Origin of the sequence: Paramicrobacterium chengjingii (assembly GCF_011751765.2) — a bacterium.
Lineage (GTDB): Bacteria > Actinomycetota > Actinomycetes > Actinomycetales > Microbacteriaceae > Paramicrobacterium > Paramicrobacterium chengjingii.
Window position 1 is genome coordinate 1,834,131 of sequence record NZ_CP061169.1, and the last position, 19,577, is coordinate 1,853,707.

Consider the following 19,577-nt stretch of genomic DNA (forward strand, 5'->3'; position numbering starts at 1 on the left):
TACGCTCGGGTCATGACCGTACAGCTCACCGCAGCACAGGTTCGTCGTGCTCGATGGCAATCGCTAGGCCTCGGCGGCGAGGGCATCCTTACGGTGCAGGGCGTCGTCGAACGCCTCGGCGCTCTGCAGGGTCAGGACCTGCCTGGCGTCTTGATCTCGCTTGCCCTTCGGGCGAGCCGCACCACGGTTCACGACACCCATCGGCACTTCGACGAGGGCGCTCTTGTGCGTGGGTGGCCCATGCGAGGCACCCTTCACGTGCTGAAGGCAGAAGATCTTCTGCCGATGACACAGATTACCCAGAAGCGTGTGCTGAGCGGAATGGCAGGGCAGGCACGCACCCTTGGCATCACTGATTCCGCAATCGGTCGCGTCATCGATGTCGTGGCCGACGCCCTCCGTGAGTCCGGCCCCCTGAGCCGCGCTGAGCTTCGCGAGATCGTCGCGCGATCCTACGGAGGCAACCCTGCACGCGAAATCATCTCGCACCTCATCTATCAGCTGTGCACTCGCGGGCTGATCTGCCACGGGCCCTTTCGTGGTGATCAGCAGCTCATCGTGCACACAGAATCATGGTTGGGCGCACACGTCGCGGCAACCCCAGAGCTCGACCTCGATCACTTTCTGGTTCGCATGCTGAAGCGCTATGTCGCCGGCCACGGGCCAGTCTCCGAATCAGATGCTGTCCGCTGGTTCGGTTTGCCGCTTTCGATCATCAGAGAAGCTCGTCTGACTCTCGCAGACCAACTTGTCACCGTGCTCACACCAGGAGGCGCCCAGTGGATGACGGCAAGCCGGGAAACTGAGCGCATCCTCAGTGCAACGAGTCAACGACCACGCGTTCGGATGCTTCCTGGATTCGACGAGTTCATGACGGGCTACGCTGACCGTGGTTTCGCCGTACCGGCCCATGCGATCGACGAGATTGTGCCCGGGAAAAACGGAATGTTTCGGCCGACTGTGTGCTCTGGTGCATCCGTCGTCGGAACATGGTCAAAGGCCACGCCGCACTACACAGTTCACGTGCAGCCCTTTGCGCGCCTTTCCGCGCACACCGAACGGGGCATACACACGGCTGCACGGGAGCTCGCTCGAGTCACAGGCAAACAGGTTTCGGTGCACCTGCCCATTAGTCTGAAGCTATGAAATTCACCCGGCGCATCCAGGCCGCGAAACGCACTCCGCTTCTTCAGGTTGTGAAGACATCGGTTGCTGCGGTTCTCGCCTGGGTTGTCGCCGTCCTCATTCTTCCTGTTGAGCTCCCGATCTTCGCCGCCATCGCTTCACTTTTGGTGGTGCAGCCCAGTGTCAATCAGTCGTTCGGCAAGGCGATTGAACGAAGTGTCGGGGTTATTTCCGGTGTCGTGATTGCCACATTGCTGAGTCTTGCGTTCGGGCCGTACACGTGGGTGGTCATGCTCGCGATCATCGTCGCCGTGCTTCTTTCTTGGGCGCTGCGCATGACGACGGGAACGTCGAATCAGGTGGCCATCAGCGCCATGCTGGTGCTCGCCCTCGGTGCATCGTCACCCGAGTACGCGATGGATCGCATCGTCGAGACGCTCATCGGCGCAGCCATCGGGTTCATCGTGAACATTGTCATTGTGCCACCGGTTCTGATCGCGCCCGTACGTGAGAACGTCATACTGCTGGGCAACGAACTGGCGGCAACCCTTGCTCGTCTCGCCACAGCGTTGAGCGAACCGCAGTCGACTGCCGATCGCGAACGACTCATGATTGAGGCCCGCTTGCTTCGTCCGATGAAGGATGCAGCAGTGGAGGCGATCGAAGAAGGCGAGGACTCTCTGTCGCTGAATCCTCGCCGGTCGGCACACAGAGATGAACTCAAGGAGCTCCACGACGTTACCGACAAGTTCGGGCCCGTCGTCACTCGCGTGATCGGAATGACGCGAGCTTTCCGCGACCATTACGACGAGACCCTCTACGACGAGCCAACGCTGACGGCGATTGCCGACCAGTTGACACGTGCCGCCCACGATCTTCGCCTCATCATGCGCCCGTCCATCCCCGATCCCGAGCCAATGACCAGTGAGTTCCCCGCTCTCACGGCACCGCTGCAGGTCAAGCCACCACAGTCCACACATTGGGTGCTGATCGGGTCGCTCATGGAAGATCTCCGGCGCATTCGCGAAGAGCTTCTCATTCAGTCAGAAGACGATCTCGACGATTAGTCCCGTCGTGGTCACGACGCGGGTGCCTCACCATCGACGTAGTACCAGCGCCCGTTCTCGCGAACGAACCGACTGTTTTCTTCCTGCCGACCTCGCCCGTTTGCCGACCGATACTGCGCCATGAAATGCACGGTCCCCTCGTCGTCGAACGGGCCGCCGCCTGTCACACCGAAAATATCGAGACGCGTCCAGAACGTTCCCGCGTCAAGCGTCAGTGTGCCCGGACGCGTTGATGAATGCCAGGTGCGAAGAAGATGTTCCGTGTTACCGAGTGCAAACGCGGTGAAACGCGACCGCATCAGCTGCACGGCTGTCGGCGCCGAGGTTTCACCAGCCACGATAGGAGCGCAGCATCCGCTAAATATGTCTCCGCTGCCGCAGGGACAGCGATCGTTGTCTCTCACAATCGGATACATACCGTACTCAAGCCTCCGTGAATCAATTCTTCGCTGAGGCTACCGCCTCTTCCTCCTGCTCCACGCATCAGGAACGTCGGCACCGAGTGCGGCGAGAGGCGCGCTGGCCTTTACCACGACCTCTTCGATCTCGAAGTCTGGGCGAGAGTCGATCGTCAAGCCACCTCCTGCACCGACGTAGGCTCTGAATGCCTCGATGACGACACTGCGAATTGTCATTGCCAGTTCCACCGCCCCGTCATCCCCGATCCACCCGAAGCATCCTGAGTATGCGCCGCGAGGTGCACCTTCAAGCGCGGAAAGAAGTTCCATTGCTCGTTCCTTCGGTGCGCCCGTCATCGAGCCCGCGGGGAACGTGGAATCGACAACGTCCGCGGCAGATCTGCCACGGGCGATGCGCCCCGTCACCTGACTCACAAGCTGATGCACGTGAGCGTGGGACTCCAGGTCGAAGAGCCGTGTGACCTCAACGCTTCCGCGCTCACACACGCGACTCAGATCGTTGCGCATCAGGTCGACGATCATCAGGTTCTCTGCTCGCTCCTTCGCATCGGTGGTGAGCTCCATAGCGAGCGCGGAGTCCGTCTCGGCGTCCGTCCCACGCGGACGCGTGCCTTTGATCGGGCTGGTCGAAATATTTCCGGATGCTGTCAGCTGCAGAAACTGCTCGGGCGACGATGCCACAAGCGCTCGCTCTCCCGCCCTGATCAACGCGGTGTACGGAGCGCCCGCCCGGCGCATCTCGGCATGCACGACGCGCGGATCGAACGACCCCTCTACGGTGAATCGTGTCGTCAGGCACAGTTGATACGCATCGCCAGCTCTGATTGATTCGAGAGCAGATTCGATCATCGACTCGTACTCATCCGGGCTGTGCCGAGCCCGCGCCGCTCTTCTCTCCGGCGTCATTGACCGGTGCGCGTCTGGCACATGCATACGAAGAGCCTGTCGAACCTCCTGAAGCCAGACGGTGATCTCGTCCCCTGGCGCATGCGCCCAGATGTCACCCGACGAATGGTCAACGCTCACGTAACGGTCTACGCGCAACCAGGCCGACGATTCAGTCTCGTATCCACGCCACCCGATCCATCCGCCGACGAAGCGGTGATTCGCGGTTTCGCTCCGGGAGGCGGCACGCAACTCAGTGTCTACGACACTGTCAGGGTCACCGATGCCGATCGAGCAGACTGTGCCGCCGGAGCTCCTAGTCGTCAACCAGAAGCCGTACCGGCTCTCGCCGACCAGAGCATCGTACAGAACGCCGGAATCGACGTGCCCTGTCGCTGCAAGCTGCCGCACCCCTGCCATGGTGACGCTCCTTCTGCGCGACGTCTGTCGTCGACGCGACAGCCGCCTCCCATTATGCCGTCTGGGATCGCCAACTCCTTGCTCGTGCTCTTGCCACGGACGGCGAGTGCACCGCGTCATTCCACGAGTTTGCCCTCAGACGAGACGTCACGCATCAGAGCTGTGATCTCGGCCGATGCCTGAGGAACCTCCTCTCGCGTCACGCCTGTCGGTGACCAGACGAGGTTGACCTGCAATGCCGCGTCGAGTTCCGGGAAATCACTGCGATTGTGGCATCCGCGGCTCTCGCGACGCTCCAGCGCTGACTCCAGGGTGGCGCGCGCGGCGAGTGCCGAGGCTTTCAGATCGAATGCGTGAGCGAGGTCTTGGAACCCAGCGATGTCGGGGTGGATCCCCACGTCGTTCATCCGGTCATCGATCAGGTCGAGCTCAGCGAGACCGGAACGAAGGCCCTCCTCGGATCGGACGACCCCAGCGCGCTCTGTCATGGTGTTGCGAATCGCTCGTTGCAGGGCACGGACGTTTTCCCGCCCGTCGGCGACAAGCAGATCATCGATCTCTCTACGCGCCTCAGAGATGGCCGACGCCGAGCGACGCTGAGCATTCAGGCCGACGGAATGCTCAATGGCGTTCTGGCCGACGAGACGCCCGTACACGAGCAGTTCAATCAGTGAGTTGCCACCGAGCCGGTTTGCCCCGTGCAACCCGCTGGAAGCTTCGCCGATCGCGTATAGCCCATCGACACCGGTGCTGTGATCCTCGGGTCGAACCCAGACGCCGCCCATGGAATAGTGCGCTGTCGGAGCAATCTCGATCGGATCTGTTGTGATGTCGAGCATCTGCAGCTCCAACATAGTTTGGTACACCCTCGGCAGTCGGCTCATAATCGTCTCTCGCGGGAGATGCGAGACATCCAGCCACACTCCCCCGTTTTCGGTCCCCCTGCCGTCCGTGATCTCGGTGTAGGCAGCCAACGCCACGCGGTCGCGGGTGGAGAGCTCCATCCGCTTAGGGTCGTATTCCGACATGAATCGCTCGCCGTGCGCATTTCGCAGGATGCCGCCCTCGCCGCGTGCCGCTTCAGAGATGAGTGTTCCGGCCGCGTTTTCGGGCTCGATGATGCCTGAGGGATGGAACTGCACGAGCTCTGCGTCGCGCAGGCGTGCGCCGGCTTCGACCGCGAGTCGAAATGAGTCCCCGGTGTTCTCGTCGCGACGTGACGACGTTCGACGCCAGATGCGCGTGTGGCCACCGGCTGCGAGAATGACAGCATCCGCGTGAATCAGGTACCGCGTACCGTCTCTCTGATCGAATCCATACGCCCCGAAGACGACGTTGTCACGAACGAGGATGCGGGTGATATAGACGTAGTCCAGGATCGGCACATCCAACTGTTCAGCGCGCCGAACCAACGTGCGCTGAATCTCGAGTCCCGTGTAATCGCCGGCGAACGCCGTGCGCCGAAAGGTATGCGCACCGAAGAACCGTTGCGAAATGCTCCCGTCGTGCTCGCGAGCGAAGTTCATCCCCCACCGCTCAAGGTCACGGATACCGCGCTCAGCACCGCGTGTAACGACCTCGACAGTGTGCGGGTTCGCGAGAAGGTAGCTCTCAGTGATGGTGTCCGCTGCGTGCTGCTGCCAGCTGTCTTCGACGTCCATCGTTCCTAGCGCGGCGTTGATGCCACCCGCTGCGAGAGAGGTGTGTGCGTCGTTTCGCGGCCGTTTGCCGATCGCCAGCACATCGACTCCTCGCTCTGCCACCTCGATGGCGGCGCGAAGGCCGGAGCCGCCCGTGCCGACAATCAGAACAGTTGTGGAAATCTGTCGTTCGCGTGTGCTTGTGCTCATGCATCCCACGCTACGAGTGAACTTCCAGTACCTCCAATGCATTCTTTTTCTCATTACGATACGGATAAGCTATCGTCATGAATTTAGAGCAACTGCAGGGGTTTGTTGAGATCGCCCGCCTTGGGCACTTCACGCGGGCCGCAGAGCATCTGCATCTGGCTCAGCCCTCACTCAGCAGACAGATCTCGTCGCTCGAGCGAGAACTTGGCACAGAACTCTTTCACCGAGCACGCGGACATATTGCTCTCACAGCCGCTGGAGAGACGCTCTTGCCGAGGGCGAAGCGCATGTTGGCGGATGCTGATGCTGTCAGAAGCGAAATGGGTGAACTTGCTGGGCTGCAGCGTGGCCGCGTTCGCCTCGGAGCGACGCCGACCCTCTGTATCAGTCTCGTCGCCGAGGCCCTGAACGCCTTCCATGCGGAGCATCCCGGTATTGACCTCGAGCTCACCGAGGGTGGATCACATCTGCTCATTGAGAAGCTGGCCGGCGGCGCTCTCGACATGGCACTGATCACGGGAACGGACGGGTCGCAAGACAATGGTTCGGCGCTTTCACACACGCCACTGCTCACAGAGGAACTAGTTGTTGTGTCATCTGCGGCGAAGCCCGCCATTGCGGCCAAGCCAGGTATCGATCTGCAGCAACTCGCGCGACTGCCGCTAATCGCGTTCCACGAAAGTTACGACCTGCGAGCCGTGACAGATCTCGCTTTCCGCTCCGCCGCCGTCATCCCTCGCATCGTGGTAGAAGGCGCAGAAATGGACGCCGTGCTTCGGTTCGTCGAGCGGGGCCTCGGGGTCGCCATCGTCCCAGCTATGGTTCTGCTCGATCGGCCGACATTACGCTCAGTTCGACTCTCGTCGCCCCAATTGACGCGGACTATCAGCCTGGCCCGCCGGGCCGATGTCAATCCGACCCGAGCGGCAGAAGCGATGCGCACGGTGATTGCCGATACGGGGCGTGACCTCGTCGAACGAGCCCCGAGCACCATGACTCTCGTCGACCGATGACGAGCGGATGCCCCATGCCACGATCATCGACGGCAGAGTGGATCGGCCGGGGTTTGCAAGATGGTGTGGTCTAACAAGGAGAGAATTCGATCATGCCTGCAGCGAAGAAGTATGACGCGGAGTTCCAGGCTCGCGCGGTGCGGATGTATCAGGATCGGATGGCTGAGGGAGATTTCTCTCAGCGCAGTGCCCGGGTCGAGGTGGATGCTTTGTTGGGGATCGATGAATCGACTCTGCGGAATTGGATTCGTCGGGGCTTGGGTGAAGGAGTGACGCCGCCAGTTGGCAGCGAGCGGGTTGATGAGGAGGGAGCGTTGCGAGGCTGGTGAGCGTCAGCCATGCGCGCACCGATGAATCGCCCCGCCGCTAGCGGAGCGTCTTGGTGACAGCGGCTGCGGCCGCAGCCGAGGAGCCATACATGGCCATCATTTTAGAAGACGCGCAGATCCGATCTTGACGAGCCGCGCTATCCTCGATTCTTACCGTGCGTCCTCGATCGGGAATGCCGTTCTCTCGTGGCAATCCCCCCGAATGAGGAACCTTCTCCAGGTCTCTCGATGGTGATGGTGTCGCGTTTGAGAACCCGTGGCGAACCGGTGATCGTGGTGTGGATCGCAGAACGAGGACCAACCGTCGTATCACGCGTATAGTCACCGATGAAGGTGTGTCCACCCGGAGAGATTGCACAGATCTGAGAGTTGGGCCAGATCAGTTTGCGATTGGCGAGCCAAGCAAGCAGCGCTGAGGTGCCGGTTCCGGTCGGCCCACTGCAGATCACCCCACCAGCCATGTAGACAGCGAGAGGGGTTGATTGGCCTGCGGTCGCATAATGCTGTGTTTCCGACCCGTCGGCGAGCAGGCCGAGAGTGAGCTTCGGCATCGCTCCCAGTGAAGGGTGATCGAGAATCGTGGTCGAATCGATCTCCGCGAACAACTCACCGAAGAGCCTGCGTATTGCCTCTGCCGAATCGGCTGTGGGATGGAGGTCCACTGTCGTGGCGTCGACAACAACGTATGAGACACCGCTGTAGGCCAATGTGTATGTGACGGCTCCCCACGTGGGAAGCGTTGCGGTCCGCTCCTCCGGTTCAGCATAGGCAACGGGTGCGGCGTACTGGACAGATTTTACGGAACCGTCTTCGACGCATACCGTCAGGGCTGTGATCCCGACGGGCGTCTCCAGCCGGATATTCACCTCGTCGGCACTCATGTCAATGAGGCCCTCGCTTGCCAAAACTGCGATGGTGCACATCGCGTTCGACCCGGAGAAGCCTGGATAGCCCATCGTCCCCATGGTGATCACACCGATATCGGCTTCCTCGTTCGATGGTGGAAGGACCAGGTTGATGCTCTGCGATAGTTCTCCGATAGGTGGTTGAATCAATGTGCGGCGCAGCCAGTCGGCATTTTCTCGCATGTATTCGGCTCGTTCGGCGATGGACTCTCCTGGTGGTGTCTCAAAACCTGCGACGATGACGCGTCCGATATCGCCGCCGGCCTCAGCGTCGACGATTTCAAGATTGATCATACGGTCTTCCTTTGTTGTGGCACCAGTAGCCGTCGCGGTCGAGTCTGCCATGGTCATCCTCCTTTTCTACGCACACGTTACCCGCATCGGATCTCTCCATCACGCACGGCATCTTCGACGACCGCATCGGTCACCGTCCGCAGGGCGACACGATGGTGACGGCAGGCCCTGTAGGTGCGCGCGGCGATCTTCACACCCTGCTCTCGCAGGACGCGAATGATCGACTCGCCGCGTGCCCCTCGGCCCTCATCTGGTCGATGAATCCCATCATCAGCGGTCGCGGGGGTCGAGTTCCCCCGCGAAGAAAGTCGTCGCTGCTCTCAGGATCGCGACGTCCTCACGAAGCCGCTTGTTCTCGGCCTTGAGCCGGCGGATCTCGGCCTGCTCTTCGCTGGTTTGCCCGTCGCGGGTCCCGGCATCGATCTCGGCTTGGACGACCCATCGGCGCAACGATTCCGCGCCGACACCTACCTGTCGGGCGACTGCAGCGATCGCCTTCGCGTTCGAGTGCTACTCGGCCCGGTGCTCGAGCACGAGCCGGTCAACTCGATCCCTGAGCGCCTAATCAATCTTCTTTAGCATAACGCCATCCTTTCAACTCGAAAGGAAGCGGCATCAAACCCGGGACGGTTCACCGCGACAAACGCGTCATGCTTCTCGCCGACGACACCACCGTCACCGTTATCCACCTCGACACCGGCGAGATCCTCGCAACCAACACCATCAACCCCACCAGAAGCTACTGGCGCAACAACGAAAAAGAGCCCGGCCGATGGCCAGGCTCCTCCTCATAAGTGTCAACTATGTCGGGACTCAGACGTCATCTATGTCCCGACTCAAGACAATGGTGGATCTGAGGGGACTCGAACCCCTGACCCCCTGCATGCCATGCAGGTGCGCTACCAGCTGCGCCACAGACCCAGAATGTCGCCGAAGCAACTCCCACACTCTACTACACGCTTGAGTGTGATCAGAAATCGACGTTCACTCGCAATTTAGCGTACGAGAGCTTCTTCGAGCGGAATGACGGGACAGTCCTTCCAGAGGCGTTCAAGCGAATAGTAATCGCGCTCCTCCGGATGGAATACGTGCACAACGAGGTCGCCGAAGTCGATGAGAGCCCATCGACCCTCTGCCTGACCTTCGCGACGCTTAACACGTGGTCCTGCTTCGCTGAGCTTGTCTTCGACAGCATCCGCAATTGCACTGACGTTGCGCTCGCTGCGTCCAGACATGATCAGAAAGGCGTCGGCGAAAGGTAATGGCTGCGATACGTCGAGCGCCACGAGATCTTCGGCGCCTGCGCCGATGGCCGCAATGGCGGCGAGCTGAACCTGTGCGCGTGAATCGTCAGTAGCTGTCACGTGGTTTTCGTATTCTTTCTCTCGGTTGTCAGAACTGCCCAGTCATCAATCCAGCGATCACGACGCCGATGACAGCTACGCAGAGCACGCCTGCGGTGATCGCCAGGATCATCAGGAGCTTCGAACTTGATGCCTTCGTCGGTGGAGTAATGACGTCGCGGGTCACCGCATGCGTGCTGACAGCACGCGTTGCAGAGACGGGAGTGCCAGCAGTAGCAGGTGATTCCTGGCTATTATCGCTGCCTGAGTCGATCTCCGAGTGGTCTGCATTTGACTCGCGGTCGCGAGCCTTCGACTTCGGAAGATCAACGGATCCTGTCACCATGATCTCGCCCGTTCCCGGTGCGGGAGTTCTAGTCTGCCTGCTTTGAGCCCCCGGCAAAATGAGCACGCTTGATGTCGTAAAGACATCTGACCCGCGGGCTTCAGGTGCTACAAGGGTATCGAACGCCTTCGCGGCTCCCTGTGGAGAACTTTCCTTGTTCCGTTCACCGGCACCGAACGCTGATGACACCTTTGGCTCGTCGTCAGCGGGTTCCGTGGCAGGGTCCGACTTTTTTGCGTCCGTGGGCGCTGACGAGTCCGACCCAGGTTTCTGAGCTTCAGTCGAACTGTTCTTTTTGTTCTTTGCGTCGGCCTTCTTACGTCCGAAGCCGAGTTTCGAGCCCTTGGGCTTCTGTGACGTTTGCTCCTCGTTACTTGCTGTCGAAGTGGCTGCCTTCGCCGCTGGTGTACGTTCATTGTCGGCATCAGCATCTTCTGATGGCGAAACGACCGCGGTCATTCCCGTCTCAGCGCGGAGGGCACGGAGCTCTCGACGCGTCAGCGGCCGATCGTCATGGGCTGACTCGCTCTCACCCTGACGATCCTGCTCCTGTGAATCAACGCGCTCTTTCGCTGCGGCCGAGGGGATAGGTGCTGGAGGCGAGTCCTTCGCCTTTTCTGCCGAGTCAGGCTCAGCTGGGGCCTCCGACGCTTCCCCTTCGGGGGCAGACTTCGATTGCAGAACGCTGTCGTGCGCCTGCTGTGCTCGCTGCCTCTCGCGTCGTTGTCGCCGTGAGAGTGGCTGCTCGTCTGAAAACGACGTCATTCACTACTCCGATACAGATGATATTTCGTGATGTACTGCACGACACCATCCGGAACCAGATACCACACGGGATGCCCCCTGCTGACCCGGCTTCGGCAATCCGTCGACGAGATCGCAAGTGCCGGAACTTCCAACAAGCTTACGTGCTCCGTTGGCAATCCAGAAATGTTCAAGGTATGTCCCGGACGACTCACAGCGACGAAATGCGCCAGCGAAAACAGCTCCGAGTGTTCCTTCCAGCTGAAGATCTGCGCGATCGCATCGGCGCCTGTGATGAAAAAGAGGTCGGCGTCGGGCCGTTGAGCCTTCAGATCTCTCAGTGTGTCGATCGTGTAAGTCTGGCCTGTTCGGTCGATGTCAACGCGGCTGACCGTGAATTGAGGGTTCGCGGCCGTTGCAATGACCGTCATCAGGTACCGGTGTTCACTCTGACTGACGTGGGATTTCTGCCATGGCTCGCCCGTCGGGACGAAGACCACCTCGTCCAAACCATACGAATGCGCGACTTCACTGGCAGCGACTAAGTGCCCATGGTGAATAGGATCGAAGGTGCCGCCCATCACACCGATTCGCGGACGGGTTGCGGAGGCTGTCATCACGGGTTCATACCGTGCTTAGTGCTGGGAGTCAGTGTCTGGAGTGTCGTAGGTGTGCGCTGTTGGTGCGGAGCCGGTCTTGTGACTGTGCCGATTTGCGACGTCTCGGTACGTGAACGTGATGACGCCGAGGAATAGGAAGACGATAAGTGCAAACACACCGAACATGAAGCTTGGGATCGGCAGCTCGTTCACCACGTGCTCGGACTCGGCCATCAGGATCGCCGCAAACGACATGTTCACTCCATTTCTTGCGGCTCATCGCCGCCACGACAAGTCTACAGGTCAGTCGCGGACTTGGCCGTCACCGCGCACGAGCCACTTCGTGCTCGTTAGTTCGGTGACTCCCATCGGGCCGCGTGCATGGAGTTTCTGTGTGGAGATACCCACTTCGGCTCCGAATCCGAAGACACCGCCGTCAGTAAATCGTGTGGACGCATTCACCATGACAACGGCGGAATCCACGCGAGCGAGAAATATCTCTGCGTTTCGGACGTTGTTCGTCACGATCGATTCTGTATGGTGCGTGGAGTACTCGGCAATGTGGTCAATCGCTTCGTCAAGCGTGCCAACGATATGCAATCCCAGCGTCAGATTTAGATGTTCCGTTGCCCACTCATCGACAGCTGCCGGCTCGACATCCGCTGAGAGACCCTGAGCCTCGGCGTCGCCGCGCACACTGACACCAGCCTGACGAAGTGCATCCAACAACGCAGTGAGAACGCGAGAAACTGCATCTCGGTGAATGAGCACTGTTTCTGCGGCATTGCAGACACTTGGCCTGTGTGTTTTGGCATTGAGTACAACCGAGACCGCCATCGACGTGTCGGCGTCGGCATCCACGTACACGTGCACGATGCCAGCTCCCGTTTCGATCACGGGAACCGTCGAATCAGCGACCACAGTCTCGATGAGACGGGCGCTTCCTCGGGGAATGAGCACATCGACGAGGCCGCGTGAACGCATGAGCTCTGTGGCACCTTCGCGTCCGAAATCATCGATCGTCTGAATGCAATCGGCGGGCAAGCCGGTGCTCTCGATCGCGCCGCGGAGTGTTGCGGCAAGCTGAGTATTGCTGGCAAGAGCTGCAGATCCGCCGCGCAGCACAACGGCGTTTCCGCTACGCAAGGCAAGCGCGGCGATGTCAACGGTGACATTCGGTCGCGCTTCGTAGATTGCACCCACGACTCCGAATGGAACTCGAACTTGTTCGATTCGAACCCCATTCGCCAAGGTGCTACCGCGAACAACTTGCCCCAGAGGATCGACTAAGGCGGCGATCTCTCGGACGGCGGCGGAAAGCTCCACGATGCGGTCAGCGGTCAGCGTCAGTCTGTCGAGAAGACCCTCGGCAAGCCCGTTCTCTCGGCCCGTTGCGAGGTCTTTCTCGTTCGCGCTCAGTATCGCACCTGAGTCTCGCTCCAGAGCGACAGCAATCGCTTCGAGAGCAGCTACACGCTCCGCGCCCGTCGTGATGGCGAGTGCTCTCGAGGCGTATCGAACCGCCTCAAGCCGCTCGCGCACGGTGTTGGCAGAGGTGGCTTTGATCATGGTCCGATTCTAGCGGTGAGAATCAGCTCACATCGGATTGTGGCGTGAACCACGTGCCCACCTCGGCGCCGCGTAGCGCCTCACCGATTTGCGAAGCGGATGTGACGAGCACGCCTGTGCCGCGACTCGCTGCGAGCCGAGCCGCAGAGACCTTCGTCGAGGCACCACCCGTTCCAACACCGGCACGCGCAGCCTCACCGAACTCAACGCCGGCCAGCTGGTCTCCTGGCGCAACCACACGAATGCGTTCCGCTCCAGGAATCTCCGGTGGGCGCGTGTAAATTGCATCGACGTCGCTCAGCAGCACCATGGCCTCGGCACCGATGAGAGTCGCGACGAGCGCTGCAAGACGATCGTTGTCTCCGAATCGGATCTCGTGCGTCGCGACCGTATCGTTTTCATTGACAATCGGAAGGATTCTCAGGCTCAACAGCCGTTCCATCGCCCGCTTCGCGTTGCTGCGCGAATTCGGATCGTCAAGGTCCCCGGCCGTCAGAAGAACCTGACCCGAGACGATCCCGTAACGGTCTAGGCTGTCCTGATACCGATATACGAGCACGTTTTGTCCGACGGCAGCAGCCGCCTGTTGCGTAGCGAGGTCTTCAGGCCGGCTCTCAAGACCCAGATACGGCATACCGGTGGCGATGGCGCCAGAAGAAACGAGAATCACCTCGGTGCCGTCGGAATGCACCGTCGCCAAGGCATTGACGAGCGGCTCGACCTGCCCGCTGTTGACCCCGCTGATCGACGACGATCCTACTTTCACAACAATGCGACGAGCACTGCTGATCTCCTCCTGCGATGTGATCATTAGTCCTGCTCGTCCTCAGACCACAGTCCAGCCTCACGCTCGCTTTCGAGCTGCTCTCGTGCTTCTGACTTCGCATCCATCCGGTCGTAGTACGCGTCACGGCGCTGCTCCCGCGTCGGGCGCACATTCTGATCAAAGCGTGCATCAGTGCCGCGAGGGGACGCCAGAAGCTCGGCTGTCGAGGTCAGAGTTGGCTCCCAATCGAATACGACACCCTTACCTGGCCCGATGACGACGGTCGAGCCCGCCACCGCTCCGGCCTTGAAAAGTGCGTCCTCGATGCCGATCTTTGCGATCCGGTCGGCGAGGTAACCGACGGCTTCGTCGTTTGTGAAGTCCGTCTGCTGCACCCACCGTTCAGGCTTCGTTCCCAGGATCCGATAGACGTTGCCGTAGGTCCCGCCTTCCACCAGAATGTCGAACGGTTTCCGATTCACAGGTTTCGGTGTCATGACGATACGCGGTGATTGGTCCTCGAGATCGCTCACGCTGTCGCGATGCTCCTGAACTAGCGCACCGAGCGCGAACGTGAGGGACCGGAGCCCCTCATGGCTCGCTGTCGAGATCTCGAAAACTCGGTATCCTCGCTCTTCAAGCTCGGGACGAACAAATTCGGCGAGCTCCCGCGCCTCCGGCACGTCCACCTTGTTAAGTGCGACAAGCTGTGGACGCTCCAACAGCGGAATTTGCCCCTCGGGAACAGGATATGCAGCGAGCTCCTGCTCAATCACGTCAAGATCGGTCAACGGGTCACGGCCGGGCTCCAGAGTTGCGCAATCGATGACATGCAACAATGCCGCACAGCGTTCGACGTGTCTTAGGAATTCGAGTCCAAGGCCCTTGCCCTCGCTAGCACCTTCAATGAGGCCGGGCACGTCGGCAACGGTGTACCGATGCTGCCCAGCCTGGACGACCCCAAGATTGGGGTGCAGCGTCGTGAAAGGGTAATCAGCGATCTTAGGCTTCGCCGCAGAAATCGCTGCGATGAGGCTCGACTTTCCCGCTGACGGAAAGCCGACGAATGCGACGTCGGCGATCGTCTTGAGCTCAAGATTGATGTCTCCCGATTGACCGGGGGTTCCAAGAAGAGCGAAACCTGGAGCCTTGCGCTTCGTCGATGCCAAAACCGAGTTTCCCAGTCCGCCATAACCGCCTTCGGCAATGACAAACCGGGTTCCGGGCTCCGTCAGATCGATCAGCGTCTCCCCGTTCTCATCCTTGACCACGGTGCCGACAGGAACGGGCAGCACGAGTTCTTCGCCGGCCGAGCCGTGACGATGATCACCCATACCAAACCCGCCATTTTCAGAGGTGCGATGCGGCGAACGGTGGTACGGCAACAGCGTCGTCACCTGCGGATCGGCGAGGAGAACGATGTCGCCGCCGTTTCCGCCGTTTCCGCCGTCTGGCCCGGCCAACGGCTTAAACTTCTCGCGGCGCACCGAGACACAACCGTTGCCACCCTTGCCCGCGCTCACGTGCAGTGTCACGCGATCGACGAATGTCGCCACGGTGTCCTCCTCGAGTTCTTCCGCTTCAATCGTGCCGGAAATAGGACAGGGGCGGGCAAATGCCCGCCCCTGATGTGAACCTCTCGTCGACTAGGCGTCGACCGTCACGATGTTGACGACCTTGCGGCCACCCTTGTTTCCAAATTCGACCGAACCGTTCGACAGCGCGAACAGGGTGTCGTCGCCACCGCGACCAACGTTGGCGCCGGGGTGGAAGTGGGTGCCACGCTGACGAACGATGATCTCGCCTGCGTTGACGCTTTCGCCGCCGAAACGCTTTACACCGAGGCGCTGGGCGTTCGAGTCGCGACCGTTGCGAGTTGAACTCGCACCTTTCTTGTGTGCCATCTCGTTATCTCCTCGATGCCTTACTTGATTCCGGTGACCTTGACGCGTGTGAGCTCCTGACGGTGCCCCTGACGCTTCTTGTAACCGGTCTTGTTCTTGAACTTCTGGATGTGGATCTTTCGACCGCGCAGGTCGCCGAGAACCTCAGCGGTGACCTTAACCTTGGCGAGTGACTTCTGATCGGTGGTGACCGTGTCACCGTCGACGAGCAGCACTGCTGCAAGCTCGACATTGCCATTCTTGTCAGCCTGAATACGGTCCATCGTCACGATGGTGCCGACTTCGACCTTCTCCTGCCGACCACCGGCGCGCACAACTGCGTAAACCACTTGGATTACCTACTTCTCTGAGGAGCGAAAGCTCCGCTTGTCTGTCAAAGGAAAAGTCACTGCTCCAGACATACCCAGCGGGAAAAGAGGTGTGCCTGTCAGAAAACCATGTGGCGACACGGGGATAAGCCAGTCACCAACGATCGAGTTTACTTCATGAGGCGGAGTTTCGACAAATGAACCGCTCGCGTGTTCCTAGAATGAGGAACCATGACCATCTTGATTGATCCGCCCCTGTGGCCGGCGCACGGTACGCTGTGGTCTCATCTGGTCAGTGACACTGCGATCGACGAGCTTCACGCCTTTGCCGCGTTGAACACACTCCCACGGCGAAGCTTCGATCGAGACCACTACGACGTCCCCGCTACCCGTCACGATGAGTTAGTGGCCGCTGGCGCAGTGTCAGTCACGGCAAATGAACTCACGCGCAGGCTCATCGCCAGCGGCCTCCGCGTCAAAGCACGGGACCGCTGACGACGAACGTCATGCTCCCGAGGAATCAGTGTCGTCGCTCGTAGAAACTGGGGTGCCCGTGAGAGCTGCCGTCGTGACACGACGTGAGCGATTGCGGCCGTGTCCGGGCTTCTTCGGCTCGGGAAGCGAATCGAGTACGGAACCGAGTAGGTCCTCGGCTTCGCGCTTATCTATTGGACGCGACGCATGCTGCGCGGGCTCGATGGGAATATCGAGAATCGCTACAGAGTTCCCCTGCTCTGACGAGTCTGGCATCGCAACCTTCTCGTGATCACCTGTGCCGTCTGCAGTGCTCACTTGCTTCTCGGCCGAGTCGGTGTCGGGGTGTATCGTGCTCGCGGCGATCTGCGATAGCGCCTTCTTGGCGTCATCCGTTATCGAGTGCGCGGCCCCCGCCGACTTCTGCGAATGCTGCCCACCGCCGTTGCCGTTGCCTCCGTGAGAGCCACCGCCGTTGCCGCGACGCTTACGTCCGCCGTTGTCAGAACTCGACTGACGGTGCTTCGTCACCGGCTCGTGATGCACGACAACTCCACGTCCTGCGCACGCGTCGCACGCCTCGCTGAACGTCTCCAGAAGTCCAAGACCGAGCTTCTTTCGGGTCATCTGCACGAGGCCGAGCGACGTGACCTCAGCAACTTGATGCTTTGTGCGGTCACGGCTGAGGCACTCGACGAGGCGGCGAAGAACAAGGTCACGGTTCGACTCAAGCACCATGTCGATGAAGTCCACGACGATTATGCCGCCGATGTCCCGCAGTCGAAGCTGACGCACGATCTCCTCAGCAGCCTCAAGGTTGTTCTTCGTGACCGTTTCTTCGAGGTTGCCTCCCGATCCCACGAACTTTCCCGTGTTCACGTCAACGACGGTCATCGCTTCCGTGCGGTCGATGACAAGAGATCCGCCACTCGGCAGCCAGACCTTGCGATCGAGTGCTTTCTCAATCTGCTCGGTGATGCGGTACTCGTCGAAGACGTCTTTACTGCCATCATGACTCTCTACGCGCTCAAGCAAGTCAGGAGCAACCTGGCTCAAGTACTTCTCGATCGTCTGTTTGGCGTCAGAGCCGGCGATCACCATGCTGTGGAAGTCTTCATTGAAGACGTCTCGAACGATCTTGATGAGCAGATCAGGTTCTGAATGGAGGAGCGCGGGAGCCTGTCCGCTCTCCACCTGCTTTTGGATCGATTCCCACTGAGAGGTGAGTCGGCTTACATCCCGTGTAAGCTGCTCCTCCGTGGCGCCTTCGGCTGCCGTTCTGACGATCACTCCAGCGTTCTCGGGAAGAATCGCCTTGAGAATCTTCTTGAGGCGGGCACGCTCCGTGTCGGGAAGTTTTCGAGAGATGCCGTTCATCGATCCGTTCGGCACATAGACGAGGTAGCGGCCAGGCAACGATACTTGGCTGGTCAGTCGTGCACCCTTGTGCCCCACGGGATCTTTCGTCACCTGTACAAGCACCTTGTCGCCTGGCTTGAGCGCCAGTTCAATGCGACGTGGCTGGTTCCCGGTCTCGACGGAGTCCCAATCAACTTCACCCGAATACAGAACGGCGTTGCGGCCGCGGCCGATGTCGACGAACGCCGCTTCCATGCTCGGAAGCACGTTCTGCACTTTTCCGAGATAAACGTTCCCGATGAGCGAAGACTCCTGCGAGCGGGCAACATAATGCTCAGCGAGAACATCATCTTCGAGCACGCCGATCTGAATCCGACCGCCCTTCGACCGCACGATCATCTTGCGGTCGACGGACTCACGTCGCGCCAAGAATTCGGCCTCAGTGACAACGGTACGTCGGCGACCGGCATCCCGGCCATCACGACGTCGCTGCTTCTTTGCCTCGAGCCGCGTTGAGCCCTTGACCTTCTGCGGCTCGGTAATCGGCTCCGGCTCACTCTGAGGCGACCCGTCGCTGTCACCGTTTCTCCGACGACGGGACCGCCGACGAGTGTTTCCGTCGTCATCCGAATCACGATCGGTCGACTTAGGAAGCGGCGGCAGCGGTCTGATCTCCGGAGCTTTGAAAATGAGCTGTGTAGACGGAGGGCCTGCTGCTGCTGTCTCGGCTGGCACCTCGGTGTTCTCGGTGCTGGTTACGCCCGTCGTTGAGGCGTCACCGTCCGCACCTTGGCCCGGAGCCGCTCCGCGTGGCTCCTCGGAAGCAACCGTGCTCACAGCGTCTTCTGCTGATTCAACTTTCTGTGTGTCTGTCGTCTCAATTGACTCCTCAACGGGGTCAACGGCATCTGTCGTGTTTTCTTTTTCCACCATCTCTGGTGCACTCCTCGACCGGACGGACAGCCGCGCCATCCATCCGGGAACTCTCAAAGGGAAGATGCGCCTCAGCGAACTCCTCCACACTCCTGTTGATCACAATCGGCTTGACGCCCTGATCGCGAACTTTCGGTCACTCCGACCGAATTACAACACTGGGCAATCTGTGCCCAATAAGCCTTTATCTGCCGGGAGGCGAAGCGCGGTTCACCTGACGACTGTGCCATTATCGCACGTTACCCCGCGATCTGCCTCATGTGCCCTCGACACAGCGGCCTGTGCCATAATCCCGAACGTGAACGAATCGCGCGACGCAGCACTTGATGATGCCCGTCCCATTGCCCTGGCGATCTTTCTCATCATCGCGGGGATAACGGGATGGATCGCCGCTTTTGCCCTGACTCTCGACAAATTCACTCAGCTGGAGAATCCGGATGCGAAACTCGGCTGCGACTTCAACATTCTGATCGGCTGCACCACGAACTTGGCGTCCGACCAGGGTGCCGTCTTCGGGTTCCCCAATCCGCTCATCGGACTGACGTGCTGGGTGGTTCCCATCGTCCTCGGCGTCGCACTGCTTGCCGGAGCACGCTTCCCCCGCTGGTTCTGGCTCGTTGCTTGGGCTGGATTCGTTTTCGGCGTGTGCCTTGTCGCCTGGTTCATCACGCAGAGCATTTATGTCATCAGTTCGCTGTGCCCGTGGTGCATGCTCACGTGGTCCGTGATGATTCCATCGTTCTTCGCAGTCACGTTTCACCTTCTGAAGATCGGCGCATTCGGAAGAGGCACTCGACTGAGAAGCCTTGGTGCGACGCTCGCCGGCTGGACCCCGCTCATTACGCTGATGGCATACGTGCTCATCGCGGTTCTTGCGCAGGTGCGTCTCGACGTGATCAGCTACATCTTCTAGCTCATCCCACCA

The 19,577-nt window shown here is 60.1% G+C and carries 21 protein-coding genes, 1 tRNA gene and 1 pseudogene; 7 read left to right on the forward strand and 16 right to left on the reverse strand.

Translation table 11 applies throughout. The features are described from left to right. Positions 1-12: 12 nt before the first annotated feature. Both HCR76_RS08950 and HCR76_RS08955 read left to right on the forward strand, forming a co-directional pair. The gene (locus HCR76_RS08950; RefSeq protein ID WP_166990136.1) at positions 13-1,146 is read left to right on the forward strand and encodes a winged helix DNA-binding domain-containing protein; all 1,134 of its coding nucleotides are present in this window, start codon (positions 13-15) and stop codon (positions 1,144-1,146) included. Further along, a complete protein-coding gene (locus HCR76_RS08955) occupies positions 1,143-2,192 on the forward strand; it encodes an FUSC family protein (protein WP_166990138.1) in 1,050 nt (349 codons plus the stop codon). The genes HCR76_RS08950 and HCR76_RS08955 overlap by 4 nt, the downstream gene beginning before the upstream one ends. An 11-nt stretch (positions 2,193-2,203) precedes the next feature. Here HCR76_RS08955 and HCR76_RS08960 read toward each other — a convergent pair whose 3' ends face one another. From HCR76_RS08960 to HCR76_RS08970, 3 genes are all read right to left on the reverse strand, one after another. Next, on the reverse strand, positions 2,204-2,530 hold the full coding sequence (locus tag HCR76_RS08960) for a YchJ family protein (RefSeq protein WP_342357062.1): 327 nt from the start codon (positions 2,528-2,530) through the stop codon (positions 2,204-2,206). Between the two features lie 117 nt (positions 2,531-2,647). Further along, positions 2,648-3,916 carry an anthranilate synthase component I family protein gene (locus tag HCR76_RS08965; protein ID WP_166990142.1) on the reverse strand — a complete coding sequence of 423 codons (1,269 nt, stop codon included), beginning with the start codon at positions 3,914-3,916 and terminating at the stop codon, positions 2,648-2,650. A gap of 116 nt (positions 3,917-4,032) precedes the next feature. Next, positions 4,033-5,766 carry an L-aspartate oxidase gene (locus tag HCR76_RS08970; protein WP_166990144.1) on the reverse strand — a complete coding sequence of 578 codons (1,734 nt, stop codon included), beginning with the start codon at positions 5,764-5,766 and terminating at the stop codon, positions 4,033-4,035. Positions 5,767-5,843: 77 nt separating this feature from the next. On the opposite strand from HCR76_RS08970, the gene HCR76_RS08975 reads away from it, so the two are divergent. Both HCR76_RS08975 and HCR76_RS08980 read left to right on the forward strand, forming a co-directional pair. After that, positions 5,844-6,779, forward strand: coding sequence for a LysR family transcriptional regulator (locus HCR76_RS08975; RefSeq protein ID WP_166990146.1), 936 nt, complete (start codon positions 5,844-5,846; stop codon positions 6,777-6,779). Between the two features lie 92 nt (positions 6,780-6,871). Further along, complete coding sequence (locus HCR76_RS08980) at positions 6,872-7,108, forward strand: hypothetical protein (protein ID WP_166990148.1); 237 nt, start codon at positions 6,872-6,874, stop codon at positions 7,106-7,108. A 137-nt stretch (positions 7,109-7,245) separates the two neighbouring features. On the opposite strand, the gene HCR76_RS08985 is transcribed toward HCR76_RS08980, so the two are convergent. Next, complete coding sequence (locus HCR76_RS08985; protein ID WP_166990150.1) at positions 7,246-8,358, reverse strand: proline racemase family protein; 1,113 nt, start codon at positions 8,356-8,358, stop codon at positions 7,246-7,248. A 35-nt stretch (positions 8,359-8,393) separates the two neighbouring features. Beyond that, positions 8,394-8,841 (reverse strand): annotated as a pseudogene (locus tag HCR76_RS08990) (transposase); the annotation flags it as partial. Between the two features lie 116 nt (positions 8,842-8,957). Here HCR76_RS08990 and HCR76_RS08995 point away from each other — a divergent pair. Further along, the gene (locus tag HCR76_RS08995) at positions 8,958-9,101 is read left to right on the forward strand and encodes a hypothetical protein (RefSeq protein WP_166990152.1); all 144 of its coding nucleotides are present in this window, start codon (positions 8,958-8,960) and stop codon (positions 9,099-9,101) included. A gap of 51 nt (positions 9,102-9,152) precedes the next feature. Here the strand turns inward: HCR76_RS08995 and HCR76_RS09000 are convergent. The 10 genes from HCR76_RS09000 to rplU all read right to left on the reverse strand — a co-directional run bounded on the left by HCR76_RS09000 (position 9,153) and on the right by rplU (position 15,907). Next, positions 9,153-9,228, reverse strand: a tRNA-Ala gene (locus HCR76_RS09000). A gap of 74 nt (positions 9,229-9,302) precedes the next feature. After that, the gene (gene rsfS / locus HCR76_RS09005; protein WP_166990154.1) at positions 9,303-9,671 is read right to left on the reverse strand and encodes a ribosome silencing factor; all 369 of its coding nucleotides are present in this window, start codon (positions 9,669-9,671) and stop codon (positions 9,303-9,305) included. A 28-nt stretch (positions 9,672-9,699) separates the two neighbouring features. Next, positions 9,700-10,761: a hypothetical protein gene (locus HCR76_RS09010; RefSeq protein ID WP_166990156.1), complete on the reverse strand. Its 1,062-nt coding sequence runs from the start codon at positions 10,759-10,761 to the stop codon at positions 9,700-9,702. Beyond that, the gene (gene nadD / locus HCR76_RS09015; protein ID WP_166990158.1) at positions 10,758-11,357 is read right to left on the reverse strand and encodes a nicotinate-nucleotide adenylyltransferase; all 600 of its coding nucleotides are present in this window, start codon (positions 11,355-11,357) and stop codon (positions 10,758-10,760) included. Before nadD ends, HCR76_RS09010 begins: the two co-directional genes overlap by 4 nt. Before the next feature lie 18 nt (positions 11,358-11,375). Beyond that, positions 11,376-11,594, reverse strand: coding sequence for a hypothetical protein (locus HCR76_RS09020; protein ID WP_166990160.1), 219 nt, complete (start codon positions 11,592-11,594; stop codon positions 11,376-11,378). A gap of 48 nt (positions 11,595-11,642) precedes the next feature. Further along, the gene (locus tag HCR76_RS09025) at positions 11,643-12,908 is read right to left on the reverse strand and encodes a glutamate-5-semialdehyde dehydrogenase (protein WP_166990162.1); all 1,266 of its coding nucleotides are present in this window, start codon (positions 12,906-12,908) and stop codon (positions 11,643-11,645) included. A gap of 22 nt (positions 12,909-12,930) precedes the next feature. Next, the gene (proB, locus tag HCR76_RS09030) at positions 12,931-13,719 is read right to left on the reverse strand and encodes a glutamate 5-kinase (protein ID WP_166990164.1); all 789 of its coding nucleotides are present in this window, start codon (positions 13,717-13,719) and stop codon (positions 12,931-12,933) included. Next, positions 13,719-15,230 (reverse strand): GTPase ObgE, encoded by a 1,512-nt coding sequence (gene obgE, locus HCR76_RS09035; protein WP_166990166.1) that lies wholly within the window; start codon positions 15,228-15,230, stop codon positions 13,719-13,721. Before obgE ends, proB begins: the two co-directional genes overlap by 1 nt. Before the next feature lie 90 nt (positions 15,231-15,320). Continuing rightward, positions 15,321-15,578, reverse strand: coding sequence for a 50S ribosomal protein L27 (rpmA, locus tag HCR76_RS09040; protein WP_166990168.1), 258 nt, complete (start codon positions 15,576-15,578; stop codon positions 15,321-15,323). A gap of 20 nt (positions 15,579-15,598) precedes the next feature. Further along, a complete protein-coding gene (gene rplU, locus HCR76_RS09045; RefSeq protein WP_166990170.1) occupies positions 15,599-15,907 on the reverse strand; it encodes a 50S ribosomal protein L21 in 309 nt (102 codons plus the stop codon). A 210-nt stretch (positions 15,908-16,117) separates the two neighbouring features. Here rplU and HCR76_RS09050 point away from each other — a divergent pair, with 210 nt between their 5' ends. After that, positions 16,118-16,381, forward strand: coding sequence for a DUF4031 domain-containing protein (locus HCR76_RS09050; protein WP_166990172.1), 264 nt, complete (start codon positions 16,118-16,120; stop codon positions 16,379-16,381). 9 nt (positions 16,382-16,390) lie between these two features. Here HCR76_RS09050 and HCR76_RS09055 read toward each other — a convergent pair whose 3' ends face one another. Further along, positions 16,391-18,652, reverse strand: coding sequence for an Rne/Rng family ribonuclease (locus HCR76_RS09055; RefSeq protein WP_342357063.1), 2,262 nt, complete (start codon positions 18,650-18,652; stop codon positions 16,391-16,393). A gap of 298 nt (positions 18,653-18,950) precedes the next feature. Here HCR76_RS09055 and HCR76_RS09060 point away from each other — a divergent pair, with 298 nt between their 5' ends. Then, positions 18,951-19,565 (forward strand): vitamin K epoxide reductase family protein, encoded by a 615-nt coding sequence (locus tag HCR76_RS09060; protein WP_244971360.1) that lies wholly within the window; start codon positions 18,951-18,953, stop codon positions 19,563-19,565. Positions 19,566-19,577: the final 12 nt, after the last annotated feature.